Here is a 25,841-nt window from a genome sequence, read left to right as displayed (position 1 = left end):
TGCGTGTGGCGCACCCCGCTACCTCCAATGCGAATCTACCGGCTCGTCCAGCCATTCCCTCAACGCGTCTCGCACCTCCTCGATAACTGGATCCCACTGCCCTAACTGGCGTTGACGGAATAGGCGCATGGATGGATACCAAGGGCTATCCGTGCGGTCGGCGAGCCACCGCCACTCAGAATAGCCGGGCAGAAGCACCCATACGGGCAGGCCGGCGGCGCCGGCAAGATGCGCAACGGACGAATCTACAGTGATAACCAGATCCAATGTCTCGAGTATGGCGAGCGTGTCGGTAAAGTCCTCAATCATTGGCCCCAAGGTGTGTACGTCGAAATTGTCGGCCAACGATTTGCGTTCCGCCTCAGTGTCGTCCTTTTGGACAGAGAACCACGTTATTGAGGGTAATTCAAATAATGGCCGCAGCGCGTGCAGCCGAATAGACCGGAAGCGGTCATTGGCCGTGTTAGGACTACCTTTCCAGACGAAGCCGACGCGTCTGGATTTCGCATTTCCTGGCGCGGAGCGGTCGACTCGACGTATGCGCGCCAATGTTCGTGTCGCTCATGTGTTGTCGTGAGATACGGCATTGCAAGCGGGAGCATTGATACCTCCAACTCCATGTATGCCGGTATCTTCATCATATAAGACCAGTATGCATACGAGCCGCCTGGTACGGCGGGATAGGAATAGACGGTTCGCACGCCCGCCATGCCAGCAGCAATTCCGGCTAGTGGTGGATCGACGAGTACATCGACCGTCGCACCTTGTTGGTGTAGCCATTTCGCGAATCTAAGGAACTGGATCTGGTCGCCATATCCTTGATGGAGTACATACAAAAATTCGCAACCCACTAGCGGTTCGCCATTCCACTCAGGAAAATCCGGACGGAACAATTGGCTGCTTATCGACGGATACGTATAGAAAATTTTATGTCGCTTCCAGCCTTCTTTGAAATCACCAAGGGCAAGCTGGACGCATGAGAGGAAGTACTGCACACACGTTCCCGCGTTATCAGGCCAAAGGCGAGCCGCTTCCATGGCATACGGAAGACATTCTCTGGGCAGTCCGCACATCCACAACACCCTGGCCGCGTTGTAGTGCAGAAAATGGTTTTCGGGGTCGATGGATAGCCCCTGTTTGGCGAGTCTGAATCCATCGGCATAACGGTCGTTCTGGTTCAGTGCGCTGGAAAGAAGCGTGAGTGCTTCGACATCGTTCCAGTAACGGCTGCTCAACTGTTCGACTGCACCTTCAATTTCGCCTTCGAGGCCCGTTTTGATCAGAGCGGAGATTCGCTCCAGTTCGTTTTGCAGGCTCGCGTCACTGGAGACGGAAGCGGGCCCGTGTGATCCATGCCGCCGACACACGGACATACTTCGCGTGCGACCTGTCCCGCTGATGATGTGTTGAAAACGAACCTGTCCGGTTTTCGGCGAATCTTCCCTCATCTTTGCGTCTCTCTCAGTTTTTGGTAAGTCGTTATAAGGAAAGCTAACATTCAAAAATGCGTGTGAGCGTTCGCAATAAAAGAGTAAGCGCTTAGAAACCGGGGAGCTAGCAGACGCCGCTGCTTTGTGTGAAAGGTAATTTACTGGCAACGTCAGGAAAGGCGGCGCACCACTCGCGATTTGCGGCAGGCGGTTGAAGAGAGCCTCACAACGGTCTGGCTCGCGAGTCTGTCCGGGAGCCCAGAAGAATGAAATGCACTACGACGGTCTCGACATCGAACGCGGCACAGCGTCATACTCTGAAACTGCCTGCTCCCTCCATGTCCTGTTAGCTCGGTTTCACCAACCCGCCCATGACCACACCCATCCCCTTCGTACCCGACCGCTTCAAGAACAACGCCGCTCACTACCTGAGCGGCCGCCCCGCTTACTCACCGCGCCTGATCCGCCGCGTGGCCGAAGCCTGCAAGCTCGACGGCACGCAACGCCTGCTCGACCTCGGCTGCGGACCGGGGCAACTCTCGCTGGCATTTTCATCATGGGTGGACTCGGGCGTGGCGCTCGATCCTGAACCCGAAATGCTGCGCATCGCCTCAGGACTGGGACTCGGCGTCGCCCCAAACATCGAATACCGGTTGGGCAGTTCCTACGATCTCTCGCCAGAGTGGGGCCGTTTCCAGATCGCCGTCATTGGCCGCGCTTTTCACTGGATGGACCGGCCCGATACGCTCGCGCGTCTGGACAAGCTGATCGACCCATCGGGCGCCGTGGTGCTCTTCGGCACCTCGCACGCGAACGACGCGTCGACGCCATGGCTCGACTCGTACCGCGCGTTGCTCGACGAATACGCGCAAACCGATCCGGCGCGCGAGCAGCGCAAATCCGATAGTTGGGAGAGTCACGAATCCGTCTTGTTCAAGTCGGCGTTTGCTTCGCTCGAACGCGTGTCGTTCATCGAGAAGCGGCGCGTCGCGCTGGAATCGTTGATTGCGCGAGCGTTGTCGATGTCGAGCCTGTCATCGGAGCGCCTCGGTGCGCGGCTCGACGAACTGGTGACGCGTGTGCGATCTCTGCTTGAACCGCACGCCGCGGAGGGCTGGCTTGATGAGCGAGTGGAATCGATCGCGCTGATTGCGCGTCGTTAAGTTGGCGTAGAGGAGGGACGGATGCACCAGCGCGCCATCGAAGCGCTAGCGCATCCGCAAACCATGGTCTAGCCGCCCGAGGGCGACGTGTGGCCCAGTACGCCTGCCACGATCAAGATCGCCACCATTGCGACGGCTTCGACGGCCAGCAGCCGGTCGAAGCTGCGCTGCGCATTGCGATAGGCTTGTCCATCACCGGTCACCGTGTGTTGCAAGCGTGGTAGATGGATCATCCGGTTATAGGCACCGAGCAATACCGCCAACGTGACGAGTATCAGCTTGAGAGTCAGCACGCGTCCATACACCACGTCGAGCAACGGCGTAGTCAGATGCGCCGTGTCCTGCGTAGCGTTATAGATGCCGGTCACGATCACAGCTGCGAGCGCGCCGGTTGCCAGATGCGACAGGTACGTGCAGAACTTCACACGGTTGCCAGGCGCGACATCCGCCACCGCTGTCGCCGCTCCGGCACCTCCACACCACAACAGCGGCGCCGCGACAATCACACTACCTGCCCACAACGCAGTCGCCGCGAGATGCAGCACATGCACGGCTTCGCGCAGGGTGAAATCGCCCGCGTCCGCGGCGTGACTGGCTGCAGCTTTCCCCGCCACATAGACGACCATACCCGCCGCCGTTAGCCACCACGCCGCATGGCTACGACGCGCGCCGCCGAAACATGCGAGCACTACGCCGGCAAAACCCACCGACCACGCAATCCCGAAGTGCGATTGCGTCAGCACCGCGCCCACCACGGGACCCGCCTCACGCAACGGCGTACCGCTCATCACGGCAGCCTCCAGCCACAGGTACAGCACGCAGGCGAGCGAGAGTGCGCAGAGTGCAGCCAACCGCGAGCGTCCCAGCCCGGTAGCAGACGCCATGGCGCGGGTGTCATCCACCCGCGCCAGCATCGCACTGCATACGAGCGCCCCGACCGCCACCGCGAACAGCACGTCTTGCGCAGCTTCGACGACGATCTGTACGACGACGAGCGGATCCACCGTTACTTCACCGTGAAGGTGTAGTGGCCCTGCGTACGGTGGCCATCTTCCGCGACCGCCACCCACGCGACCGTGTAGTCACCCGGCGTGAGCGGGTTCAGCGCGACCGACATATGCTTCTTGTTCGCCGGATCGACCACGGCCTTCGCGCTTGTCACGGGCTTGCCCTGCGCATCGGTCACGGTGATCGCGCTGAAGGCCGGTTCGAGGCCATCGTCGAAATCGATCGCCACGTCCTTTTGCGAGGTGGTCACGGTGGACCCGGCGGACGGCGCCTGGTGAGTCGGGTATGCATGAGCGTGCGCGAGCTGTGCGACCGTCAGCGTCAGCGCGGCAACGAGGCCACGCGCCAGAGATGAGTTCAGGAGAGTGTTTTTCATTTAGTTGAAGAGCGGCTTGCCAAGAGAGTTAGGGAAGATGTCGTCGAAGTACAGGTGCGCATCGAACAGCACGCCCACGTGATTGCCGGTCAGGTGATTGACCGGAATCTGCGCTTCGATGCCGAACTGGCCGTAGCGGTTAAGCCAGAGAAAGCCCGGGTTGATGGTGCCGGTGGTTTGACCGGCACAAGCGCCCGCCGTACAAGTGCTCATCGGCGCTTCGACGACGAGCACCATGTTCTTGAAAGGCTGCGGAATGCCGAGATCCTTCACCTGGCTTTGCAGATACGGAATGCTGTATTGCAGCGTGAAGCCCCAGCCGAATGAATTCGGCCCGTTGGCGGACGACGCCGTGGTGAGGTTCGGTCCGAGTTCGCCGGTGATCGCGAACGGCCGCAGATAGCTGAGCGAGGTGGGCAGATCGCCGAAGCCCTTGCCGAAGTAAAAGTCCGGCGTGAACGTCGAAAACGAGTTCCCAACCGACCTGGAGCCCGTGCCGCCGATCTCCGCCTCAAGCCCGATCGACGCCATGAACTCATGCCGCGCGTTCGCGTAGAGCAGATATTTTGCGCCTATGGTCACGTTGTCCCAGCCCTTCGTCGAGCCGCCGTTCGGGTCGTTCTGGCTGACGTAATCGCTCGAAACGCTGAAGGCCAGGTTCTTCGTGATCAGCTTGTCCCATTCATACGAGACCGTATTGACGTTCATGTTGTCACCGTTGTCGTCCGGACTCTTGATGTGACCGAACTGGGTGTCGAATTCATCCCCGACGCCGGGGTCGTCCACGGTCAGCGTGGCGGGAAAGACGCGGTCACCCACTACCGCGTGAGCAGAAGCCGCCGGTGAACCGGCGAGGCAGGTGGCGCCCGCAGCCGCCATCAACGCGGCGCGTGCGGGCGCCGCGTGTCGTTTGAAAAACGTACGCATGATCTAATTCTTCTCCTAATTGTCTTGATGCCGCGCCGCGTGGTTGTGCGGCGACATCCCGCGACTGCTTGCGCAGCGCGGATGCGGTTCAGGTACAGAACACGTCAGGAGAGAACGGGAGGCGCGCGCGGCTGCGCCGCGGTATAAAAGAGGGGGACGTGGACGGCGTCGCGCGTGACCGGAACCGGTGCGCGCGCAACCGATAGTTCGGCCACGAACACCGTAGCCGTGCCGGGCAGCACCGGCACGTGAGCCAGCATGCCGCAATACGCACAGGCCTGCCAATGCCAGGTAGGCGAAGGCGACGACTTGTCCGTCTTCTCGACCTGGCTGTTATCCGGGTCCGCCGAGCAGTAAGTGGCCAGTGCCTGGCCAAGTCTGTCGTGTGCCGCGAGCGCCTGCGAAACGGTCGGCGCAAGCGTGCTCATCAGGATTGCAAGCAATCCCAACAAACTGCCGATTTTCTGAAGGCGGAGGCGAAGCATGCTGTGCGTCGAGCATGAGAAGGGGCGATGATTGGCGCAGATTATGCCATGCAGGCGGCCGCGAACCTATGTGTAAACCACATGCCCGGCATCTTTACTCTGCGCATATCGGCAGCTGGCGGCAATGCGTCGCACGCGAGATGTGTGGCTGCCGCACGCCTGATGCAATTTCGTAGGAAGATTGCGATTTTCACCACGGTTCGTCTGATTCGGGAAGCGGCACAGCGCCGTTGAAACGAGCAGAAATCTGCCTATAAGGGCATTCTGGGAATAAATCGCCGCGCGGCGACGTTAGCACTATTAGCTGCGATGACGTTGCATTCAGGCGTCGGCGCTTTTGCCCGGTTCACGGCCATTTAAATTTCAAAAAGCTTTCGCATAAGCGCACCTTTCGGACGGAATTACCGATGAGCACTCAGGCAAACTCTCCGCTAACCGACGCCAGCAGCGTGCAGGCGGTCTCTCACTACACCCGCACGGCAATGGCCCTGCACTGGATCATCGCGATCCTGATTATCTGCAATGTGGTGTTGGGGTTGAGCGCCGATTCGCTGCCCGACGACTGGGTGCGTCCAGTGGTCGACACGCATAAGTCGATCGGCATTACCGTGCTCGGCCTCGTGCTGCTGCGCATTCTGTGGCGCGTCTCGCACAAGCCGCCGGCGTTGCCGGCCGCGTTTCCCGCATGGGAGCGGATCGCCGCCCATGTCGCGCACTTTCTGCTTTACCTGTTGATGATCGGCCTGCCGCTGTCTGGCTGGCTGCACGACTCGGCATGGAAGGACGCCGCGACGCATCCGATGCGTTTGTTCAACCTGTTTCCGTGGCCGCGCATTGGCTACGTGATGAACCTCGATCCGACGCTCAAGGAAACGCTGCACGACCGCTTTGGCGCGCTGCATACGTGGCTCGGCTACGCGCTTTACGCGCTGCTGGCGATGCACGTAGGCGGTGCGCTCAAGCATGAGTGGATCGATCGCAAGTCCGTGCTAAAGCGCATGATCCCTTGAGGAACGCGTCTTCGCCAAACGACTCTGACCCACAAGCTCAACCATTCAACCACGCAGTATCGACAGATTCAGCCGCTATTTTGAAGAGAACTCTGGAACAAGCTTTGGCGCTCGCGTCGCCTCGTATCGTGCCTCGCCCGGCCACGTTGTTGAGCACGGTGATCCATCTCAGCGTCGTGGCGCTCTGGCTGCTGCTGTTCGCGCGGGCGTTCTTTCTGCAGGGCGTGGTGGCATGGTCGACGGGGATTGCGTACGTGCTTTACGACACCCTTCTGCTCGTATTCGTCGCGGTCAAGACGCTGCCGCTCATGCGGCCGCTGGCACCGCTCGATCCGGCTTCGGACCGACGCAGTTTGCCGAGCATGGGCGTGATCGTCGCCTCGCATAACGAGGCAGCGGTGCTGCCGATCACGCTGGCTGCGTTGCTGCGGCAAACGCACGGCCCGGAGCAGATCGTGATTGCCGACGACGGCTCGACCGACGATACCGCCGCGCTCCTGACCGGACGCTTTGGCCTGACGGCGGCGCCGGATGGACACTTGAGCGCGCCGAGTTCGCTGCATCCGAACCTGTACTGGCTGCGCGTGCCGCACGGCGGCAAGGCGCGGGCGCTGAACGCCGCCATCACGGAGATGACCACCGACACGGTCATGACCGTCGACGCCGACACGCTGCTCGACGACGACGCCACTTACGCCATGCGGGCGGCCTTCGCGAGCGAACCGAAGCTGGTGGCGGCAGCGGGCATCCTCGTGCCGGTCTGCGGCAAGTCCTTTTCAGGCCGCGTGTTCCAGTGGTTCCAGACCTACGAGTACATGCGCAACTTCATTGCCCGCTTTGCGTGGATGCGCGCCGACAGCCTGCTGCTGATCTCCGGCGCGTTTGCCTCGTTCAAGCGCGAGGCGCTCGTCGAGGTCGGCGGCTTCGACCCGCAATGTCTGGTGGAGGACTACGAACTGATCCACCGGTTGCGTCGCTATTCGGTCGATCACGGGCTCGGCTGGGATGTGCGCGTGGTCGGCGATGCACAAGGGCGAACCGACGCGCCCGGAACGCTCGGCAGTTTCCTGCGGCAGCGGCGCCGCTGGTTTGCGGGCTTCCTGCAGACGCAGTACTGGAATCGCGATATGACGGGCAACCCACGCTACGGCACACTCGGCATGCTGATGTTGCCGGTCAAGGCGATTGACACGATGCAGCCCATCTACGGGTTGACGGCCTTCGTGTTGCTGCTCGCTTTCCTCGCCGGCGGCCATGGGACGCTGGTGCTGTCGATTTTTGGCGTGATCGGCGCGAAAATCGCCATCGACCTGGCTTTCTACGTCTGGTCCATCCATCTGTACCGCCGCTGGACGGGTCAGCGCGTCGGCTCTAGCGTGGGATTGGCGCTGGTCGCCGCAATAGTCGAGCCCTTCACATTCCAGTTGCTCCGCCACGCTGGCGCCCTGCTGGGATGGCTGCATTTTTTACGTGGTGGCCGCGTCTGGGGCGTGCAGCGACGCTCAGGACTGGTCGCACCCGACGAAAGTTGACGGCAGGCGGGAAACCCCAGGTATTGTCAAAAACATCAATTGCGCACCTTCTAGTAGACTGACTCCCCATGTCGGCCCCAATCCTGTTGGGGGCCCATCCAGATTTCAGACTATAAGGAGGCGTCGCCCATGCATGGAGTTCCTTCGCTGGATAGCAGCACTATCGATGCGCCTGTCGACGCTATTGCCGATGCATCTGACGAAGTATCTTCCGCGGCATTCGTCGAAGCGCGCCCTGACGCGCCTGTTCGCGATTTGCGTCGCGTTCCGATCCACCCCGATTACTGGTATCCGCTTGCCTGGTCGCATGAGGTCAAGCGGGGCAAGGCGCACGGCGTAACCTTCGCAGGCGAGCCGATCGTACTCGTGCGTACCGAGTCGGGCGTCACGTTTGCGCTGGAAGACCGCTGCGCGCATCGCCAGGTGCCGCTGCACGGCGGCGTGGTGGACGGCGAAAACATCCGCTGCTGTTATCACGGCTGGACCTACGATTGCACGGGCCGTTGCGTCGATATTCCCTATCTCGGCCGTGAGCGGCTGCCCAACGGCGTGCGCTCGTACCCGTGCCGCGAGGAACAAGGGTTGATCTTCGTGTTCCCGGGCAATCCTGCGCTGGCTGAGGAGCGCCCGTTGCCGCCGCTTGCCTCGCTTGGCGACAAGGCGTACAAGACGCGCCGCTTTGGCCGCGAAGTGAAGTGCCACTACTCGTTCATGCACGAAAACCTGATGGACATGAACCATCAGTTCCTGCACCGCAAGCAGATGGGGCAGATGCGGGCGCGGTCGCTGGGACGGCGTCGCGGCGAGGGCTGGGTCGAGGTGGACTACACGTTCGCGCGGATGGCCGGCGAGCAGCCGATCGGCGAAGCGCTGGTCTTCGGCCAGAGCCGTAAAGGCACGCAAGGCGCGGACAAGGACGTGATGACCATCCGCACCGAATATCCGTACCAGACGCTGCAGATCCGCACGTCGGATTCGACGCTCGTGATGAACCTGTGGATCGTGTATGTGCCGGTCGATAGCGAGCAGCGCGTCAACCGCACCTTCGGCCTGCTGTCCATCCGCAAGCCGGGCATTCCGGTCCTGCTCGATATGGCGTGGCCACTGCTAGTGTGGTTCACCGAGCGGATTTTCAAGGAAGACCGCTGGATCGTTGAGCGTGAACAGGAAGCGCACGATCGCCAAGGGGCGGACTGGAACCACGAGGTGTTTCCGGTCATCAACGAACTGCGCGCACTGTTGCGCGAGTGCGGCGCGCCGCCGGCTGCGGGCCATTTCAAAGGTGTGCGTATTGGGCCGGCCGAAGCAACGACCTAAGGCGACGGCGGGCTCATTCGCTTTCCGCGATGCCCGCCTTGGACAAGCCTGATTCACTCTCGGCGCGGGCTGTGCGTCTGCGCTGCAGCCATGGCTCCGCAATCGACGCCACAGCGCCGATTGCGCCCATCGTCAGCGAGAGCGTCACGATCAGCAAACCCGTATGGGCGCGGCTGGCGAACACCCCTACCAGCAATCCCGCCAGTGGCTGGGTCATGTTGTTCAGCAGGATGATGACGCCCGTGGTTTTGCCGTAGTCCTGGGGTGGAATGATCTTTTGCCGGGCGCTTCGAATGTAGACGTTGAACATCTTGTCGAAGCCGGTGATCAGCACGAAGCCCACCGCGTAGCCCCACGGGCCTGGGCTCGCGCCGGCCAGCACGCCTCCCAGGCAGATTGCCAGAAACGCCAGCAGACCCAACGTTTTCCTCGAAAACGAGGCGCGGGCGATCGTCACCAGAATCAAGACGGTGGCGATTGCGCCGATGGTTTGCAGCACCGCGTAAAAGCGTCCCGATTGATGATGGATGCCGGTGACCATGGCAGCGGATGTGGCCAGCGTCACGCCGATGACCAGGTTCTCGGCGGCGGCCAGCAGAATGACCTTCTTCAGACCGGGTAGGCGCACGACATGCTGTACTGCGGTTCGCAGCGGTTGGGTCCAGTGGCCTTGGGGCGGTTCTGCTGCGATAGCCTGAAAACCGCTCATGCGCTGCCACAACACAAACGACGCGTCGGCGATCAGGAACAGCACTCCGGTGGTGACCACGACGAACTCCCAGCGCCACCAGCCGAGCAGCAGCGCCGCTGCCATTGGGCCAAGTACGACGCCGAGCTGATCGGCCAATTGGGAGACCGCCAGCACGCGTTCGAACTTATGCGCTTTGAAGATTTGCGGCAGCATGACTTCGCGGGCGACGAAGCCTTGGCTCGTCAGGATGCCGCAGCAAGCGGAGAGCGCAATCAGCCAGCCGATTCCGCCGAAGGCCGCGTAACCGACGACCCCTGCGATACAGACGACGGCACGGTAGGTCTGGCTGATACGCATCAGCTTGAGTGGGGAGAAGCGGTCGCTGAACGCGCCGAAGAGCGGGAAGAACAGATAGCGCGGCAGCGCTTCGACGAAAAAGGCGATACCGGACCACGACACTTTCTGGGTCGTCTGGAATACGACTAGTGGTACCAGGAACAGCAGAATCTGGTCGGCCAGCCGTGCAAAGAAAAGCGAGCAGAAAAATGCCTGATGGTTGACGCGCACGGTTCTTTACCTGTTGGTCACGGTGCTTCGCAGGGGTGGCGGGAGCGTAGCGGGCAGACTGAAGGATAACCGGTGTTAGCGTGAGTTATCATAGGCGCCTACGCGACTGGCGAGAGAAGATGGATCACCATCGGGAAGCGTAGAGGTCGCACCGCCGTTCGCCTGGGCATCTTGATCGTTCTCTTAAGGAGACTTCCGATGACTGCCCCGAGTATTGCCCTTCCCCTCGCTTCATTTCTATTGCCCGCATGTCACCGTCTGCGCGGCGTCGTATTTCCCCGGTATTGCGTCCATCTTTTGCAGCGTAGCGGCTATTACAGCGCGACCATCGTGTGGAGCTGAGCCATGAACAATCCTCTGAATTGTGTGATCCTGGACGGCAAGGCGCTCGCCGCTTTGGGCGAACAGTCTTTGTCCGCACGCGTAGCCGCCCTCAAGACAAACAACGGCGCCCAGACGCCCATACTCGCTACCATTCTGGTCGGTGACGATCCGGCCTCCGCTACCTATGTGCAGATGAAGGGCAACGCGTGCCGGCGCGTCGGGATGGATTCGCGTCTGGTCAAACTGCCTGCCAGCAGCACCACGGACGAGGTCCTCGCCGAGATCGAAAAGCTCAACGCCGATCCTAACGTTCAAGGGATCTTGTTGCAGCATCCCGTGCCCGCTCAAGTCGATGAACGCCGATGTTTCGATAGCATCTCGATTCTCAAGGACGTCGACGGCGTGACGAGCCACGGCTTTGGCCGCATGGCGCTGGGCGAACCGGCGTTCGGCCCCGCGACGCCAACCGGCATCATGCGGCTGCTCGCGCACTACAAGATCGAGCTGGCCGGCAAGCGCGCGGTCGTGGTGGGCCGTAGCGCGATCCTCGGCAAGCCTATGGCGCTGATGCTGTCGAATGCGAACGCGACCGTCACCTTGTGTCATTCGAAGACGCTTGATCTCGAGGCCGAGGTACGCCGCGCGGAAATCGTCGTGGGCGCGGTGGGCAAGCCGAGGTTCATCCCGAGTCGCTGGATTAGCGACGGTGCTGTCGTGATCGATGCCGGCTACCATCCTGGCGGTGTCGGCGATATCGATCTCGATGGGCTTACGAGCCGCTGCTCGGCAGTGACGCCAGTGCCGGGCGGCGTGGGTCCGATGACGATCGCCACGCTGATCGCGCAGACCGTTGATGCCGCCGAGCGGGCAGTGCGCGGCGAAGATTAGCGCGGCGAAGGCTAGCTCGCAGCCCGCCAAACCGATTGACCAAAAAATAGACGCGCGTTAGCATCGTCCTCATGAACACCTCTGCCCTCTCCCTCGTCTGCCGCAAACACGCATGCTGTCAAAGCCTGCCAGAGGGAGCTTGCGTCTAGCGCGTCGGTTTGCGTCACGTTCAAGCTGGTTCCTGATGGCCACCCGTTGAAAGACTGGTGGCTTTTTTGTTTTTCGCCTTCCAAACCATACGGAAACTTCGATGTCTCTCGCCCTGTACGACACCTGGTCGCGCACTGTGCGGCCGTTCACAGCTCTGCAACCCAGTCACGTGGGTCTGTATTGCTGCGGACCTACGGTGTACGACCATGCGCACATCGGCAATCTGCGGACATATGTTTTCGAAGACGTGCTGCGACGAGTTCTTGCGCTAAACGGCTACAAGGTGCGGCACGTCGTCAATATTACTGATGTCGGCCATCTTGTCTCCGATGCCGATGAAGGTGAAGACAAGATGGAAAAGGGCAGCCGTCGCACGGGCGAGTCTGCATGGGAGATTGCGGAACGCTACACGCGTGCGTTCATGAGCGACTGGCGGGCGCTCAACCTGCTGGAACCCACGCTGTGGTGCCGCGCGACGGACCACATCGCGGAGCAGATCGCTTTCGTTGCCGAACTGGAACGCACCGGTTGCACATATCGGACGAACGACGGTGTGTACTTCGACACGAGCAGGCAGGACGACTATGGCTATCTGGCGCGTCTCGATCACGCCGGTTTGCAGGCTGGCAAGCGCGTTGCGCTAGGAGAGAAGCGCAGTGCGACGGATTTTGCGTTGTGGAAATTCAGTCCACCTGGATCGACGCGGCAAATGGAATGGGACAGCCCGTGGGGTCGCGGTTTTCCGGGTTGGCATATCGAGTGCTCGGCGATGTCCGCTAAGTACTTGGGGCCTTGGTTTGACATTCATTGCGGTGGCGAAGATCACATCGCCGTGCATCACAGCAATGAGATCGCGCAGACGCAAGCTCGACACGGCACGCGCTCAGCCAACTTCTGGATGCATGGACACTTTCTGACCTTGGATGCCGCCAAGATGTCCAAGTCGAGTGGGGACTTCTTGAGGCTGCAGAGCTTGATCGACCGCGGGATCGATCCTTTGGCCTACCGCTATCTTTGCCTTGGTGCGCATTACCGTAGCAAGCTGCGTTTCAATCATGAGGCACTTGAGGCCGCGCAGGCGGCGTTGGACAGGCTGCGCAAAGCCTATACAAGCTGGCCCGTCAGCGGCACTGCAGATGAGGATTTTGTGGCGCGCTTTAACGCAGAGGTCAATCAGGATCTGAATCTTCCGCGGGCGTTGGCCGTGCTGTGGGAACTGGTCAGGAGCGAGCTGCCCGATGAAACACGTCGGGCCACCGTTGATGTCTTTGACGCGGTGCTCGGGTTGCAGTTGGCTGAGTGGCGGGCGGATACGTTCGAAATTCCAGCGGATGTTGCTGACCTGGCGCGTCAGCGTGGGGAGGCACGCGCATGCAAAGATTGGCCCGAGTCGGACCGTTTGCGCGAGGTATTGAGAGCGAAGGGCTGGCAGATCGAGGACGGTGTGGATGGACAGCGTTTGAGTCCGCTGGATGCTAAAGGCGCTTAGAGAGCGCAGCGCAAAACCAGGCTCTCGCGACACCGCTTAGCAAGTCAACTGTATGCCGACTACGCTACGATAAACGCCGAACGTTGCGCTCTCCCTCGCCGCTTTTCCGGGCCACACAAAACAACGCCTCTAGTGATGCTTCGTACATGAAAAACGCTCGCACCTTCTTCGACCAGATCAATCAGGATTATCTGCAGATTCATCGGAAGGAGGGCGAGCTTTTCTGGCTGACCCACACGGGCCAGAGCGATGAACATGACGCGCAGCGTGCGGCTGGTCTTGCACGCAAGACCTTCCTCGCCGACTCTCGGCTCCTCGCGCAGACCAGAGAACATCTTGCGAGGGTTGAAGCCGCCCAGCAATCCGCTGAGCGCGATGCGTTGGTGAGCGGCTTGCGCGGCTGGGTCGCCGCATTCGAAGGCAATGCGATGGGTAGCGAGCGTGCGTCTACCTTACTTGCCGAACTGATCGCAATGGACGCCGATCTGTTTGCGCGCCGCCAAGCCTACAAGATGCATCACATCGGCGCGTCGGGCCGCACTGAAGAAGCTTCGCCCGCTGCGTTGCGTTCAAACCTCGCGTCAAACCCAGACGAAGCCTCGCGCAAAAGCTCACACGAGGCACTGTCTGGACTCGAACGCTGGGTGCTGGAAAACGGCTTTCTCGAGATCGTGGCGAAGCGCAACGAATTGGCGCGTGAACTCGGATATCGCGACTTCTTCGATTACCGGTTGCGCACCAATAGCGGTATGAGCCCGGAACAGCTCTTTGCGATCTTCGATGAATTTGAACGGAATACGCGCAATACGCATTTTGCTTCGATGGATCGCCTCGTCAGCGAGTACGGCGACGAAGTCTTGCAGCCGCACAACCTGCCATTCAGAGTTCGCGGAGGCGCCGCGCTAAAGGCGGATGCTTACTTTCCCTTTAGCAAGGCGTTGGAGCGTTGGGCTGAATCGTTCCGGCGTCTTGGCGTTTCGTATCGCGGCGCACGCATCGAAATCGATCTGCTGGACCGGCCGGGGAAGTTCACTACCGGCTTTTGCGCGTCGCCCGTAGCCAGTTATCACGACGACACGAACGGCTGGGTGCCTGCCGACGTCCGCTTCACCTCGACGGCCCGTCCGCAACAAGCGGGCGCAGGGCTGCGGGGGATCAACGTGTTGTTTCACGAAGCGGGACACGCCGCTCACTTTTCGAACGTTGCGCTCAATTCGCCGTGCTTTTCGCACGGCTTTGCCCCGACCACACCCGCATACCTCGAAGCCCAGGCAAAGTTCTTCGAAGCGTTGCCGGGTGACCCTTGCTGGATCCGACGCTACGCGCGCAACGCGGACGGCGAACCGATGCCTGACGAGATGATCCGCGACCGGGTCGAGTCGAACCGGGCTTTCCTCGCTTACAACGAACGGCGCGACCTGGTGCCGACTTACTTCGAGCAGGCCCTCTATGCCATGGACGATGCAGAGCGCACCACGGAGTCCGTGCTTGATCTGGAGCGCTCGTTGACGCAGCGCATGCTCGGTGTTTCGAGTAACACCGTCTATGTGCTGGGTATGCCTCACCCCATCTATCACGACATGGCCGTCTACTACCATGGCTATCTGCTAGCGAAGATGGCCGCGTCGCAGACCCGCGCTTATCTGACTCGCACGCTCGGCTATATCGTCGATAACCCAAAAGTGGGCCCCTTGCTGGTGAAGCATTGCTGGTCTGCCGGCAACAGTCTCACGCTCGATCAAACGCTGCGCAATATGACCGGGGAGGGTTTGACGTCGGCTTATCTGGCAGATGAATGCAACCGTTCACCGCAGGAAGCTTGGGCACTCGCGCAGGAGGCCATCGAGCGCACGGATCGGGCACTCGCAGCGCAGGCCGAAGCCGGTGGGGATCTGGATGCATCGATTTCGATCGTGCACGGTGCGCAATGCATTGCGACCAATGAGGAATCTTTACCGGCGATGTATGCGACATTTGAAGCGTGGATCGAGGATATGGCGACACACGACGTCACATAAGACTTGTGCCAATCTCAATGATCGATTATAAAAACATATCCCGACCACAAGTCGGGACACACCTTATCTAACGTTCACTCGCGGAGGATGCTATGTCACCGTTAAACGTAATGCCGCACTGATTTACCTCATCCCCTCGCAGCACGCGCAGCTTTTCATACGCTCGCCACGGCTGCTTCGAGCATTTCGCCGTACCTGTTCTCGCTTCTTTCCCTCGCTTCACTCCGCGCCCGTCGGCCTTTCGGTGTTCTCCAGAGCATCGCTGCTGCATTTCGCGCTATGGAGCTTTCGTGAGCCTGCATCGGGCGTTCCTCCGCCTCGATCGCGCTGTTCGTAAGCCACGTCGCTTAAACACATAGCCTGGCCAAAGACGTACCAAGGCCGCACCGCTCGCGTGTATGCTGGATTCGTTCGTGATCCCTGTCCGGGTCGCGTGGATTCGTGCGTTCGCGTGTGGCCTTCGATACGCACTGCAACCCGAATTTCCTATCGACAGCGAAGCAGCGATGAAACCTTCATCTACCTTATCGGCCACCGAACGTCGTCGTCCGACACGACGGCACGCCGCTCCACGCGTGCCCGAGCGGCCTGGTCTCGACGCACTCGAAGCGCGTTGGGCAGAGCATTGGCAAGTGCACCAGCTCTATGCCTTCGACCGCAATACACCGCGCGAAGGCGTGTTCTCGATCGATACTCCCCCGCCCACGGTGTCCGGCTCGCTGCATGTGGGGCACGTGTTCAGCTATACGCATGCCGACATCATCGCTCGTTATCGGCGCATGACAGGCAAGAGCGTGTTTTATCCAATGGGATGGGACGACAACGGCCTGCCCACGGAGCGGCGCGTCGAGAACTTCTATGGCGTGACGTGCGATCCGGATGCGGCGTACGAACCGCACTATGGTGAGCCTGCTACGCCCGCCACGCGTCGCTCGGAGTTTGCGCGGATCAGCCGGCGTAACTTCATCGAACTTTGCCATAAGCTGACCGCCATCGACGAACGCGCGTTCAGAGAGCTGTTTGTGCGTCTCGGGATTTCGGTCGACTGGAGTTTGACCTACGCCACAATCGACGATCGAGCGCAACGCACGAGTCAGTTGGGATTCCTGCGCAATCTGCAGCGAGGCGAGCTGTACAGTCAGGACGCACCATGTTTGTGGGACGTGACTTTCCAGACGGCAGTTGCACAGGCTGAACTCGAAGACCGTGAGCTTGCAGGTGCGTATCACGACCTGCGTTTCGTCGATGGTCTAGGCAATGCGTTGATCATCTCTACGACGCGCCCGGAGTTACTGCCGGCTTGTGTCGCTTTGGTGGCGCATCCCGATGACGAGCGCTATCGCCATCTCATTGGAACCAAGGCGCGCGCGCCCCTCTTCGATATCGAAGTGCCGGTGCTGGCGCATCCGCTCGCTGAGCCTGAAAAAGGCACCGGACTGGCGATGATCTGTACGTTCGGCGATGTCACCGACGTGATCTGGTGGCGCGAACTCAATTTGCCGACACGCTGTGTGATAGCCAAAGACGGTCGCCTGCAGAGCGAGACGCCAGATTGGCTCGCATCGCCGCACGCCCGAGACGCTTATGCACGCCTCGCTGGCGCAACTGTTCCGCAGGCACGCAACCGGATGGTCGAAATGCTGACGGAAAGCGGCGATTTGCTGGGTCCGCCGCGACCGCTTAAGCACCGCGTCAAATACTTCGAGAAGGGGGACCGTCCGCTAGAGATCATCGCAACGAGGCAATGGTATCTGCGTAGCGGCGGGCGCGACAATATGCTGCGCGAGGAACTCCTTGAGCGAGGCGCGCAGATCTGCTGGCATCCAGGGCACATGGCCACGCGCTATGGCCACTGGGTCACAGGCCTGAATAGCGATTGGTTGATTAGCCGCCAACGGATCTTCGGTGTGCCGATTCCGCTTTGGTATCCCCTCAATGCAGCGGGCGAACCGGATTACAGCACGCCGATATGTCCGGATACGGCGTCATTACCGATCGATCCGCGCTCACATGTGCCACCGGGTTATACCGAGGCGCAACGCGGCCAACCGGGCGGTTTCGTGGGAGAAGCGGACATCATGGATACATGGGCAACCAGTTCGCTGACGCCGCAGATTGCAGGCGGTTGGGAGCAGCCCGACGGATGCTTTGCGAATATCTTCCCGATGGACCTGCGTCCCCAGGGACATGAAATCATCCGCACGTGGCTGTTCTACACGGTGGTGCGGAGCGGCTTCGAAGCGCAGAGCGGACCTTGGCGGCACACGATGCTTTCCGGTTGGGTTCTCGATCCGGATCGCAAGAAGATGTCGAAATCGAAAGGTAACGTGGTTACGCCACTGTCGCTGCTCGATACTTACGGCTCCGATGGTGTGCGTTACTGGGCAGCGTTGGGCGGTCCGGGTACGGATACCGCTTTCGAAGAGAAGCAGATGAAGGTGGGCCGTCGGCTTGCACTCAAGCTGTTGAACGTTTCGAAGTTTGCGCTGGGCTTCGATGGCGAGCCGGATGGCGCCATCACGCATGGACTCGACCGCGCCATGATGCTGCGTCTTACCGCTGTGGTTGAGGATGCGACGGCTGCGCTGGAGGCGTTCGAGTACAACCGGGCCATCGAACGCATCGAAGCCTTTTTCTGGTGGTATTGCGACGATTACGTCGAACTTGTGAAGGGCCGGGCCTATGGCAGTGGATCGCAAGCGGCGTCGGCACGCAATGCGCTGGCGGCTTCGCTTTCTGTGGTTCAACGGCTGTTGGCGCCGTTTCTGCCATTCGTCACGGAAGAGTGCTGGTCGTGGGGGATGGAGGGATCGGTTCATACTGCGCCGTGGCCTACGATGGATATGTACTTCGGCGCGTCGAGCCGCTCGAAAGACGATTCGTTTGATGAGCTCATCTTTGCCGCTTCCGAAGTGCTAAGCGCGATCCGCAAGGCAAAATCCGAGGCTAAGTTGTCGATGAAGGCCGAGGTCGAGCGGGTCTGCGTGGAAGGCCCGGCGGCCTGCCTTGAGCTGCTTAAGATCACTGAAAGCGACTTGTGCGACGCCGGGCAGGTCAAGCGATTTGAAATGAGTGAAGCGTCCGCATTCGGCGTGAAAGTGGAGCTATCCTAGCGAAGGGTTGCGAAGAGGTACAGTCGTGTTATGTATAAAAACGCTGCGCCGCCTCGCGCCGATTCCGATCTTTAGCAGCATTGAACAAGCCAACGGGAGAAATACGTGGACATCTCCATGAGCCGGTTAATACTCTACGTGCACGATGTCGAAGCACTGAAGTCTTTTTACGAAGCGCATTTCGCGTTACCCATCGTTGAAGAGATTCCCGGCGAATGGGTTGTCCTCAAAGCGGGTGCGATTGAACTCGCGCTACATCTTGTGGGTCAGCCGTATCGCAACACGATGGCTAAGCACGTTCACTCGAATGCCAAGATGGTCTTCTCTGTGCCATCGGGATTGAATGCGTTGCGCGACAAGTTCGTTGCAGCAGGCGTCAACATGCGCGAACTGAAACGGTACGAAGGTTTCCCCTATTTGCTTTGCGACGGAGAAGATCCCGAGGGAAATGTGTTCCAGTTATCCCAGGCGGACTAGCGGCCGAGCCGCGTCCGCATCCGAAACGAGTAGCCGGGTTGGAGTTCATCGGGCAGAATCTATTGGATGCGCACGCGGTTCGCCGCAATGCACTGGCATCCACACTCTGGAATCAAACATGTACCCATCAATCGAACCCTATAAGCACGGCTTTCTCGATACCGGTGACGGTCATCAGGTGTATTGGGAGTTGTGCGGCAATCCGAACGGCAAGCCGGCGGTGTTTCTTCACGGCGGCCCCGGCGGCGGATGCAGCCCGGAACATCGTCGCCTGTTCGACCCGGCGCGCTACAACGTGATGCTGTTCGATCAACGCGGTTGCGGCCGCTCCAAGCCGCATGCGAGCCTGGACAACAACACGACCTGGGACCTGGTCGCGGATGTCGAGCGCTTGCGCGAGATGATGGGCGTCGAGCAGTGGCTGGTGTTCGGCGGATCGTGGGGCAGCTCGCTCGGTCTGGCGTATTCGGAGACGCATCCGCAGCGGGTCAGCGCGCTGATCGTACGCGGCATCTTCACGATGCGTCGCGCCGAACTGCTTTGGTACTACCAGGAAGGTGCGTCGTGGTTGTTCCCGGACTTGTGGGAGGGCTTCCTCGCGCCGATTCCTGTCGAGGAGCGCGGCGATCTGATGGCAGCGTATCGTCGCCGCCTGACCGGCACGGATGAGGCCGCGAAACGGGAGGCCGCGCGCGCATGGAGCTTGTGGGAAGGCCGCACGATCACATTGCTGCCCAGCCCCGAACTGGAGGAGCATTTCGGTGAAGACGATTACGCGCTCGCTTTCGCGCGCATCGAAAATCATTACTTCGTCAATGACGGGTTTGTGGAGGAAGGGCAGTTGCTGCGGGACGCCCATCGCCTCGCCGACATCCCCGGCGTGATTGTGCAGGGGCGGTATGACGTGGCGACGCCGGCGCGTACCGCGTGGGATCTCTCCAAAGCCTGGCTGAAGGCGGACTTCCAGCTGATTCCGGATGCGGGGCATGCCTACAATGAACCGGGCATTCTAAAAGCGTTGATCGCAGCGACAGACCGGTTTGCACGCTGAGCGGACTTAAGCCGAAAGCAGGTGTGCGCTGTCCATCGATGGCGTCGGACAGTGCATAGCCGGCCGTAAGCAGAAAATTCACTCTGCACCAGGAAATCCAACATGGCGGAGCGGCACGAATGAATGCATCGGGGGTCTCATATCAAGTCGTCAGTCCTGCTGACCAAGACGCTTACAAGCAGTTCATGACCGATTTGTTCGATGAAGAACTGGAGACATTGCCAGATCGGTTGGCGACCGTCAGCGATCAACAGTGGGCCGAGTTCATCAAGCGTCGCGCGGGCGAGCATTCGGTGTTGTACGTCGCGCGGCACGAGGGACGACTGGTAGGCGGGGGCGGTGTCGGGCGGATCGAACAACCGAGCCGCGAACACACGGTGGGGCTAGCGCTCAACGTCGCGCGGGAGTATCGCGGTCAGGGAATCGGTCGGGCATTGTTAGTGCATACGCTCCTATGGGCCGCCCGCGCTCCGTCTGTTGAGCGCATCGAACTTGAGGTAACCGCGAACAATGCGTCGGCGATTCACCTTTACCAATCGGTCGGCTTTGTTGTGGAAGGCGTGAAGCGCGATGCATTCAAGAAGGGCGAGCGCCTGATTGACCTTGTGCAGATGGCCATAACAGGACACGACGTGCGATTGCCGAAATGCTAAGGATCGCGCTCGCTGCGCAACGGCCTCAGGTTGCCTGATCCCGTTGCGCAGTGAAGCCAGAAAGTCGCAGGACTTTTTCTACTTCGCCCTCGCACGAATCAACCGAACCCCCCAGCCGGTGCGAATGGTCCCATCGCTCTGTTGCAAGCCGCTTAGCGCTTCCAGAAGCTCCTCCCGAAAGCGTGCCTTAGCCGGCTCGGATAGCCGGTCGATAGTGTAGGTTTCAGTCAGCGACTCCCAAAGCTCGTCAGGCTTTGGTTCCCAATCCACATCCAGATCTTCGAACTGCAGGTTTTCAAAGTCCCTCGAGAGCAACTCCGTCCATCCCTCTACGGTGTGGGTGCGTGCATCGCCGAACGGCAACGGCGACGAATCTTCCCTGAGAATCGGCAGCAGAACTTTGTGCAGGACCTGATTCGCCTCACCGAGCAGAAACGCTCGCCCAACTACGGTCGCAAACTGACCGTGCGGACGAAGCACGCGGCGGACCTCCTTGATAACCTGCTCGACGTCATCCATCAGCATGATGGCCATGTGCGACAGTAAGCAGTCGACACTGCCCGTTTCGATGGGCATTTCCTGCGCACGCTCTTTTAACAACTCGACTTCCTTAGGGAGCGTTGCTCGTGCGACGTCCAGTTCGCCCTGACTCATGTCTACGCCAATCAGCCGCAGCGACGACTGTTGCCGGTCCGACAGCAGCTTGAGCAGATATCCATCGCCGCAAGCGAGATCGAGGACGGTCAGCGGCGCAGCCGATGCCGGCACGCACCCAGCAAGCGCTGCATAAGAGGATGCATATTCGGCCACGCTCGAGCGGGCACGAAGGTGACCGAATGCTGCGCTCGTGGCGCCGGCCTGACGTTGATGGAAGTCCTGCAGATACGACTCGACGGGGGATAGCACGCTCATGCGATGAGACTCCACGGAAATATGCTTGATGCTTGGTCGACGGAAGCGATCGGGTCGAGCGGTGGGCAATTATCGACCACCTTCGACTTTCAGATCACCATCATTATGCGGTGCGCAGTTGCGCCAGCTCTTCCGATATCAGCTGACCCAGCGCAGCGATATTCCGTTCAGTACGATCAGTCAGTGGCATGCCCATATTGAGCCGCAAACAATGATTGAGACTGCCGTCGGTGCAAAAAAGCTGGCCTGGCGCAAAAGCAATACCAGCCGTTAGCGCTCTGCGCAACAAGGCGACGGAATCGAAGCCGCGCGGCAATTCCACCCATAGCCAATGGCCGCCCGAAACTGCATGGCTACAGGCTTCCGGTGGAAAATGACGTTGCACGGCTGCCCGGTACATTTTTGCATAGGCTGCCAGCGTCTGACGCAAACGTCGCAAGTGCGGCTCGAACAGACCACTGGCCATAAATGCAGCCAGCGTGTGCTGAAACAGCGGCGCCGGCTCCGGCATAAATTCAAGCTCCCTACGCAAGTTAGTCACCGCGAAGCCCAGAGACATGCCGGGGCTAATCAAGTCGCTCAGGTTCGTGATGTAGTGAACCAGTCCGTCTTGATCAAACGCCTTGAAAGGCAACGGACGGCTCTTGCCGAAATACAGCTCCCCGTTGTGGTCGTCCTCGATAAGCGGCACGCCATACTTTGCAAGCAACCCGACCGTGCGGCGCTTCGCGTCGTCGCTCATGAGTCCGCCGGTGGGATGCGAAAAATTCGCGGAGAAGATACATGCCGCCACCTTCTCCCTTTTCAGCACGAAATCGAGTGTATCGGTGGAAAGACCGTGCTCCGGATGGGCCGGTATTTCGAGCACATTCAGTCCCATCGCATCGAGGTCCCATAACAGCCTCATGGAGGTTGGGGAAGCAATCGCCACTGTATCGCCGGGTTTGATTAGCACTCGCAACAACGCGCGGTGGCTGAATTTCCCGCCAGACGTGATGGTGATGTCTTCAGTCCGCCAGTTGAGGCCCATCAACCGTCCCCGGCGTGCCAGCTGTTCAGCGAGCGGCGATTCGGCGCACATGTCTCCCAGGGTAAAAAACGAAGGATTACGGCGGGCTTGCGCTGTCATGATGCGTTGCAGGGCAACGACCGGATACAACTCAGGATCTATCACGGCAAACAACATGGGCTGTTCGTGAACGTGCAGCCGGTCGAGTTCTCGTAGCAAGGCGCGTTGCGCTGGCAGTGCGGGTTGTGTGGCCACCTCGGGCCGAGGCTGAGACGGCTGGCCAACAATTGCCTGACGTTCCCGAACGTAGAAGCCTGGACGCGGGCGCGCCGCGATCAGGCCGGCGTCTTCAAGCAAGTACAGGGCATGCGTGACCGTGGCGCTGCTTCCCTTGAAGCGCGAGCATAGGGCGCGGATGGATGGCAACTTGTCGCCCGGGCGAAATTCACCTGCGCAGATTTCTGCGTGCAATTGGCTGGCAAGTTCGCCATAACGAGTCGTTCGGTCCCACATCCGCCGTCCACCTGTTTTGGAAGCACAACCAATTCTAACAGTGCCCAACGCCGGTAAAACAGGCCTCGACTCGAAGTAAGGCGCGTCACCCAGCAGGCATCTCAACTGTACCGATTGACCAAGGGATACAGACAGGAAAAACGACGCAGTGCGCCGGTTCAGATTGCTACGCCTGGTCCTATCGCGCGGCCTTACCGATGCGCAGAATGATCCCATGACACCTTCCGGGGATATTCACAATGAACCAGCAGCCACTTTGTTCAAACCAGGACCACGCAACACTGGAAGATCCAGTCCGGGAATGTCTGCATCAGGCAGCCCGATTACTGCGACTCATCCGGCATTTCCTGCGTAGTCAATGGCAATCGTCCTTAAACCGGGTTGACGCAGAGCCGGAAGATTCAGTTCAGGAGCGCCTCGATCGGTCGGCCCGATTGCAGCGGCTGATACGGCATCTCTGGCGCTAGTGGCATTGCGCGAGCCTCTTTTCTGTATTCAAGGATAACTAAATAATAAGCGCATTCATCTTATGCTCTCCGAACTTGAAGAAACGACGCCGGCCACCGTTCTGGGTGGCAAAATTCGCGCGTTACGGCAGCGGCTAAAACGCACACTCGACTACACGGCGGGCGCGGCGGGGATTTCGAAGCCTTTTCTTTCGCAGGTTGAGCGTGGGTTGGCCAAACCGTCAATCACATCCCTGAACGGGATCGCCAGCGCGCTCGGCGTCGCCGTGCAGTACTTCGTGGACACACCCGGCGAACAACGTCCGGTGTGCCGTGGCGATCAGCTGAAATTCTTCAGGTTTGCAGAGTCGCCGAACCTGTTTGCGCAACTCACGCGTGGATCACCTTCCCAGCAACTCGAGGCTATCCTCGTAAGATTCCCGCCCGAGCAAAGGCGACCTACGGATATGCCAACCAGTGCAGCGGAAGAGCTTCTGTACGTGATATCCGGCGAGGTGTCGCTGACCCTGGAGGGCGAGACGTTTGTCTTGCAGGCCGGAGACAGCGCCCATTATCAATCTACGTTGCCACATGGATGGATCAACAGTCAGCGTATGGAAGCTCTCGCACTTTGGGTTGGTACGCCGAAGTTATTTTAGGGGTGTCCGGTCTGGTCGATCCTCCTGGTAACGGTCACCCTTGACATCCCCATTTACTAAACTAATATGTTAAATATTAACCTGTTAGTTTATGAAAGGAGGCTGCCATGAGTGAGGCACTGTCACGTCCGTCCTTGGGCGCTGCGGTCTACTATGACGATCCGCTGGCCGCGCTGGATTGGCTCGAGAAGGCCTTCGGCTTCGAACGTCAGTTTGTCGTCACGGACAACGACGGCCAGCTCGCCCATTCGGAAATGCGGTTTGGCGACAGCTATGTGATGGTGTGCCGTGCATGGGCGGAGGACATGGCGAGCCCGAAATCCATAGGCGGGAGGAACACTCAATCCGTCCATGTGCAACTGCGCGATGGCATTGACGAGCATTGCGTCCGGGCACGCGCAGCCGGCGCTGTGATTACACGTGAACCGGCGGATCAATTCTACGGTGACCGCGTCTATGCGGCGCGTGACCCTGAAGGACACGTCTGGAGTTTCGGCCAGACATTGCGCGAGGTATCGCGTGAAGAGGCTGAGCGAGTGAGTGGCCACAAGATCGACGGGTGGGTGTGAGCCGATGGCACTTGCTGCAAGCGCGTCGCTGGACCGGACGCTGTCCGCGCTAGCCGATCCTAGCCGGCGCCAGGTGGTCGATCTGCTCAGCGAGAAGCCGATGCGCGCCGGCGAACTTGCTCAGGCCACCGGTCTGAGTCCGCAAGCGATGAGCCGGCATCTGCGCGTGCTGCGCTCGAGCGAGCTGATCGAGGAGTCGCACGATGGCATCGACGCACGCGTGCGTCTCTATGTCCTGAGGGCCGCACCGATGACCGAGCTGAAAGCGTGGCTCGAAGCGACCGAGCAATTGTGGTCATCGCAATTGCTCGCGTTCAAGGCACATCTGGAGGCACAGCCGTGAGCTCGCGCGTGCAGGTGTCGGTCCGCGTATCCGCTGCTCCGCACCGGGCCTTCGATGTCTTCACGCGAGACATCGCCTTGTGGTGGCGGCCCAATTCGCTCTTCCAGTTCACTCCGCGGGGCGCGGGTACGCTGTCGTTCGAGGGTGGTGTCAATGGTCGTTTGATCGAGACGCAGACGGATGGCAGCGTGTTCGAAGTGGGGCGCGTCACGGTGTGGGAGCCTGGTGTACGGCTCGCGTTCGGCTGGACTCAGGCGAGCTTCTCCGCTGATCAGCAGACTCATGTCGAGGTGCGCTTCGAGGCGGTAGGCGACGAGACCCGCGTCACCGTCGAGCATCGCGGCTGGGATACGGTGCCGCAAGATCACGTCGCACGTCATCACTTCCCCGATGGCATCTTTCTGCGGCGTCATGGCGAATGGTGGCAAGTGCTGCTGGGTTCTTACGGTGCGCGGATGAAGCACGACGGATCTCTTGCTGCATCGCCGCCTACCGCGTGATCCTCACCGAACATGGAAGCGCGTTTTCGCACAGCCTGTCCCGAGCTTTTAGCTAATGGGAGGAAACAGTGCATCTCTGCAGTGTAGCTAATGCGCTATCCGGGGAAGGCGATAATGGTGGTCTGCCATGAGGGCTGTGGATTGCTCGCAGCGACCGCGCGAATCACCCCTTTAGCGCTGAGTTCGTCGCGCTTGCGTTGCGTCCGTGTCTGCTTCGTTCA

Annotated in this window: 24 protein-coding genes and 1 riboswitch; of the genes, 15 read left to right on the top strand and 9 right to left on the bottom strand. The window is 60.1% G+C overall.

The features are described from left to right. Nucleotides 1-18: 18 nt before the first annotated feature. Together P3T20_RS16530 and P3T20_RS16525 are read right to left on the bottom strand one after the other, a co-directional pair. Nucleotides 19-396, bottom strand: a complete 378-nt coding sequence (locus P3T20_RS16530; protein WP_429287458.1) for a glycosyltransferase family 9 protein — start codon at nt 394-396, stop codon at nt 19-21. Continuing rightward, entirely contained in the window at nt 393-1,448 is a 1,056-nt protein-coding gene (locus tag P3T20_RS16525; protein WP_429287463.1) for a tetratricopeptide repeat protein, read from the bottom strand. The genes P3T20_RS16530 and P3T20_RS16525 overlap by 4 nt, the downstream gene beginning before the upstream one ends. 353 nt (nt 1,449-1,801) lie before the next feature. Here P3T20_RS16525 and P3T20_RS16520 point away from each other — a divergent pair, with 353 nt between their 5' ends. After that, the gene (locus P3T20_RS16520; protein ID WP_429287377.1) at nt 1,802-2,593 is read left to right on the top strand and encodes a class I SAM-dependent methyltransferase; all 792 of its coding nucleotides are present in this window, start codon (nt 1,802-1,804) and stop codon (nt 2,591-2,593) included. Between the two features lie 68 nt (nt 2,594-2,661). Here the strand turns inward: P3T20_RS16520 and P3T20_RS16515 are convergent, their stop codons facing one another. The 4 genes from P3T20_RS16515 to P3T20_RS16500 form a co-directional block, all read right to left on the bottom strand. Next, a complete protein-coding gene (locus tag P3T20_RS16515; protein ID WP_429287376.1) occupies nt 2,662-3,597 on the bottom strand; it encodes a copper resistance D family protein in 936 nt (311 codons plus the stop codon). A gap of 2 nt (nt 3,598-3,599) precedes the next feature. Further along, nucleotides 3,600-3,977: a copper resistance CopC family protein gene (locus tag P3T20_RS16510; RefSeq protein WP_074266977.1), complete on the bottom strand. Its 378-nt coding sequence runs from the start codon at nt 3,975-3,977 to the stop codon at nt 3,600-3,602. After that, nucleotides 3,978-4,904 (bottom strand): hypothetical protein, encoded by a 927-nt coding sequence (locus tag P3T20_RS16505; RefSeq protein ID WP_429287375.1) that lies wholly within the window; start codon nt 4,902-4,904, stop codon nt 3,978-3,980. Nucleotides 4,905-5,008: 104 nt separating this feature from the next. Next, complete coding sequence (locus tag P3T20_RS16500) at nt 5,009-5,389, bottom strand: DUF2946 domain-containing protein (RefSeq protein ID WP_429287374.1); 381 nt, start codon at nt 5,387-5,389, stop codon at nt 5,009-5,011. Between the two features lie 407 nt (nt 5,390-5,796). Between P3T20_RS16500 and P3T20_RS16495 the strand changes: the two genes are divergently transcribed. From P3T20_RS16495 to P3T20_RS16485, 3 genes are all read left to right on the top strand, one after another. Next, nucleotides 5,797-6,399 carry a cytochrome b gene (locus P3T20_RS16495; protein ID WP_429287373.1) on the top strand — a complete coding sequence of 201 codons (603 nt, stop codon included), beginning with the start codon at nt 5,797-5,799 and terminating at the stop codon, nt 6,397-6,399. A gap of 80 nt (nt 6,400-6,479) precedes the next feature. Beyond that, a complete protein-coding gene (locus P3T20_RS16490; protein WP_429287372.1) occupies nt 6,480-7,931 on the top strand; it encodes a glycosyltransferase family 2 protein in 1,452 nt (483 codons plus the stop codon). A gap of 129 nt (nt 7,932-8,060) precedes the next feature. Beyond that, entirely contained in the window at nt 8,061-9,248 is a 1,188-nt protein-coding gene (locus tag P3T20_RS16485; protein ID WP_074266983.1) for an aromatic ring-hydroxylating oxygenase subunit alpha, read from the top strand. 13 nt (nt 9,249-9,261) lie between these two features. On the opposite strand, the gene P3T20_RS16480 is transcribed toward P3T20_RS16485, so the two are convergent. Beyond that, a complete protein-coding gene (locus P3T20_RS16480) occupies nt 9,262-10,506 on the bottom strand; it encodes an MFS transporter (protein ID WP_074266984.1) in 1,245 nt (414 codons plus the stop codon). 92 nt (nt 10,507-10,598) lie between these two features. Next, nucleotides 10,599-10,681, top strand: a riboswitch (ZMP/ZTP riboswitch). Between the two features lie 170 nt (nt 10,682-10,851). Between P3T20_RS16480 and P3T20_RS16475 the strand changes: the two genes are divergently transcribed. From P3T20_RS16475 to P3T20_RS16445, 7 genes are all read left to right on the top strand, one after another. Beyond that, entirely contained in the window at nt 10,852-11,718 is an 867-nt protein-coding gene (locus tag P3T20_RS16475; protein ID WP_429287371.1) for a tetrahydrofolate dehydrogenase/cyclohydrolase catalytic domain-containing protein, read from the top strand. Nucleotides 11,719-11,968: 250 nt separating this feature from the next. After that, entirely contained in the window at nt 11,969-13,357 is a 1,389-nt protein-coding gene (gene cysS, locus P3T20_RS16470; RefSeq protein WP_429287370.1) for a cysteine--tRNA ligase, read from the top strand. Nucleotides 13,358-13,503: 146 nt separating this feature from the next. Continuing rightward, entirely contained in the window at nt 13,504-15,375 is a 1,872-nt protein-coding gene (locus tag P3T20_RS16465; RefSeq protein ID WP_074266986.1) for a M3 family metallopeptidase, read from the top strand. Nucleotides 15,376-15,881: 506 nt separating this feature from the next. Beyond that, nucleotides 15,882-18,488 (top strand): valine--tRNA ligase, encoded by a 2,607-nt coding sequence (valS, locus tag P3T20_RS16460; protein ID WP_074269262.1) that lies wholly within the window; start codon nt 15,882-15,884, stop codon nt 18,486-18,488. A 105-nt stretch (nt 18,489-18,593) separates the two neighbouring features. Further along, on the top strand, nt 18,594-18,965 hold the full coding sequence (locus P3T20_RS16455) for a VOC family protein (RefSeq protein WP_074266987.1): 372 nt from the start codon (nt 18,594-18,596) through the stop codon (nt 18,963-18,965). Between the two features lie 118 nt (nt 18,966-19,083). Next, complete coding sequence (gene pip / locus P3T20_RS16450) at nt 19,084-20,016, top strand: prolyl aminopeptidase (RefSeq protein WP_429287369.1); 933 nt, start codon at nt 19,084-19,086, stop codon at nt 20,014-20,016. 119 nt (nt 20,017-20,135) lie between these two features. After that, nucleotides 20,136-20,669, top strand: a complete 534-nt coding sequence (locus P3T20_RS16445) for a GNAT family N-acetyltransferase (RefSeq protein WP_074266989.1) — start codon at nt 20,136-20,138, stop codon at nt 20,667-20,669. 78 nt (nt 20,670-20,747) lie between these two features. On the opposite strand, the gene P3T20_RS16440 is transcribed toward P3T20_RS16445, so the two are convergent. Both P3T20_RS16440 and P3T20_RS16435 read right to left on the bottom strand, forming a co-directional pair. Then, a complete protein-coding gene (locus P3T20_RS16440) occupies nt 20,748-21,581 on the bottom strand; it encodes a class I SAM-dependent methyltransferase (protein WP_074266990.1) in 834 nt (277 codons plus the stop codon). A 103-nt stretch (nt 21,582-21,684) separates the two neighbouring features. Beyond that, on the bottom strand, nt 21,685-23,103 hold the full coding sequence (locus P3T20_RS16435; RefSeq protein WP_074266991.1) for a PLP-dependent aminotransferase family protein: 1,419 nt from the start codon (nt 23,101-23,103) through the stop codon (nt 21,685-21,687). 529 nt (nt 23,104-23,632) lie between these two features. On the opposite strand from P3T20_RS16435, the gene P3T20_RS16430 reads away from it, so the two are divergent. From P3T20_RS16430 to P3T20_RS16415, 4 genes are all read left to right on the top strand, one after another. Then, complete coding sequence (locus P3T20_RS16430) at nt 23,633-24,208, top strand: helix-turn-helix domain-containing protein (protein ID WP_074266992.1); 576 nt, start codon at nt 23,633-23,635, stop codon at nt 24,206-24,208. A gap of 107 nt (nt 24,209-24,315) precedes the next feature. Further along, a complete protein-coding gene (locus P3T20_RS16425) occupies nt 24,316-24,777 on the top strand; it encodes a VOC family protein (RefSeq protein ID WP_074266993.1) in 462 nt (153 codons plus the stop codon). 4 nt (nt 24,778-24,781) lie between these two features. After that, on the top strand, nt 24,782-25,120 hold the full coding sequence (locus P3T20_RS16420; protein ID WP_074266994.1) for an ArsR/SmtB family transcription factor: 339 nt from the start codon (nt 24,782-24,784) through the stop codon (nt 25,118-25,120). Next, nucleotides 25,117-25,620 carry an SRPBCC family protein gene (locus P3T20_RS16415; RefSeq protein ID WP_074266995.1) on the top strand — a complete coding sequence of 168 codons (504 nt, stop codon included), beginning with the start codon at nt 25,117-25,119 and terminating at the stop codon, nt 25,618-25,620. The genes P3T20_RS16420 and P3T20_RS16415 overlap by 4 nt, the downstream gene beginning before the upstream one ends. Nucleotides 25,621-25,841: the final 221 nt, after the last annotated feature.

This window comes from Paraburkholderia sp. GAS206C (assembly GCF_050435645.1).
GTDB lineage: Bacteria > Pseudomonadota > Gammaproteobacteria > Burkholderiales > Burkholderiaceae > Paraburkholderia > Paraburkholderia phenazinium_B.
This window is presented reverse-complemented; position numbering and strand designations above follow the sequence as displayed.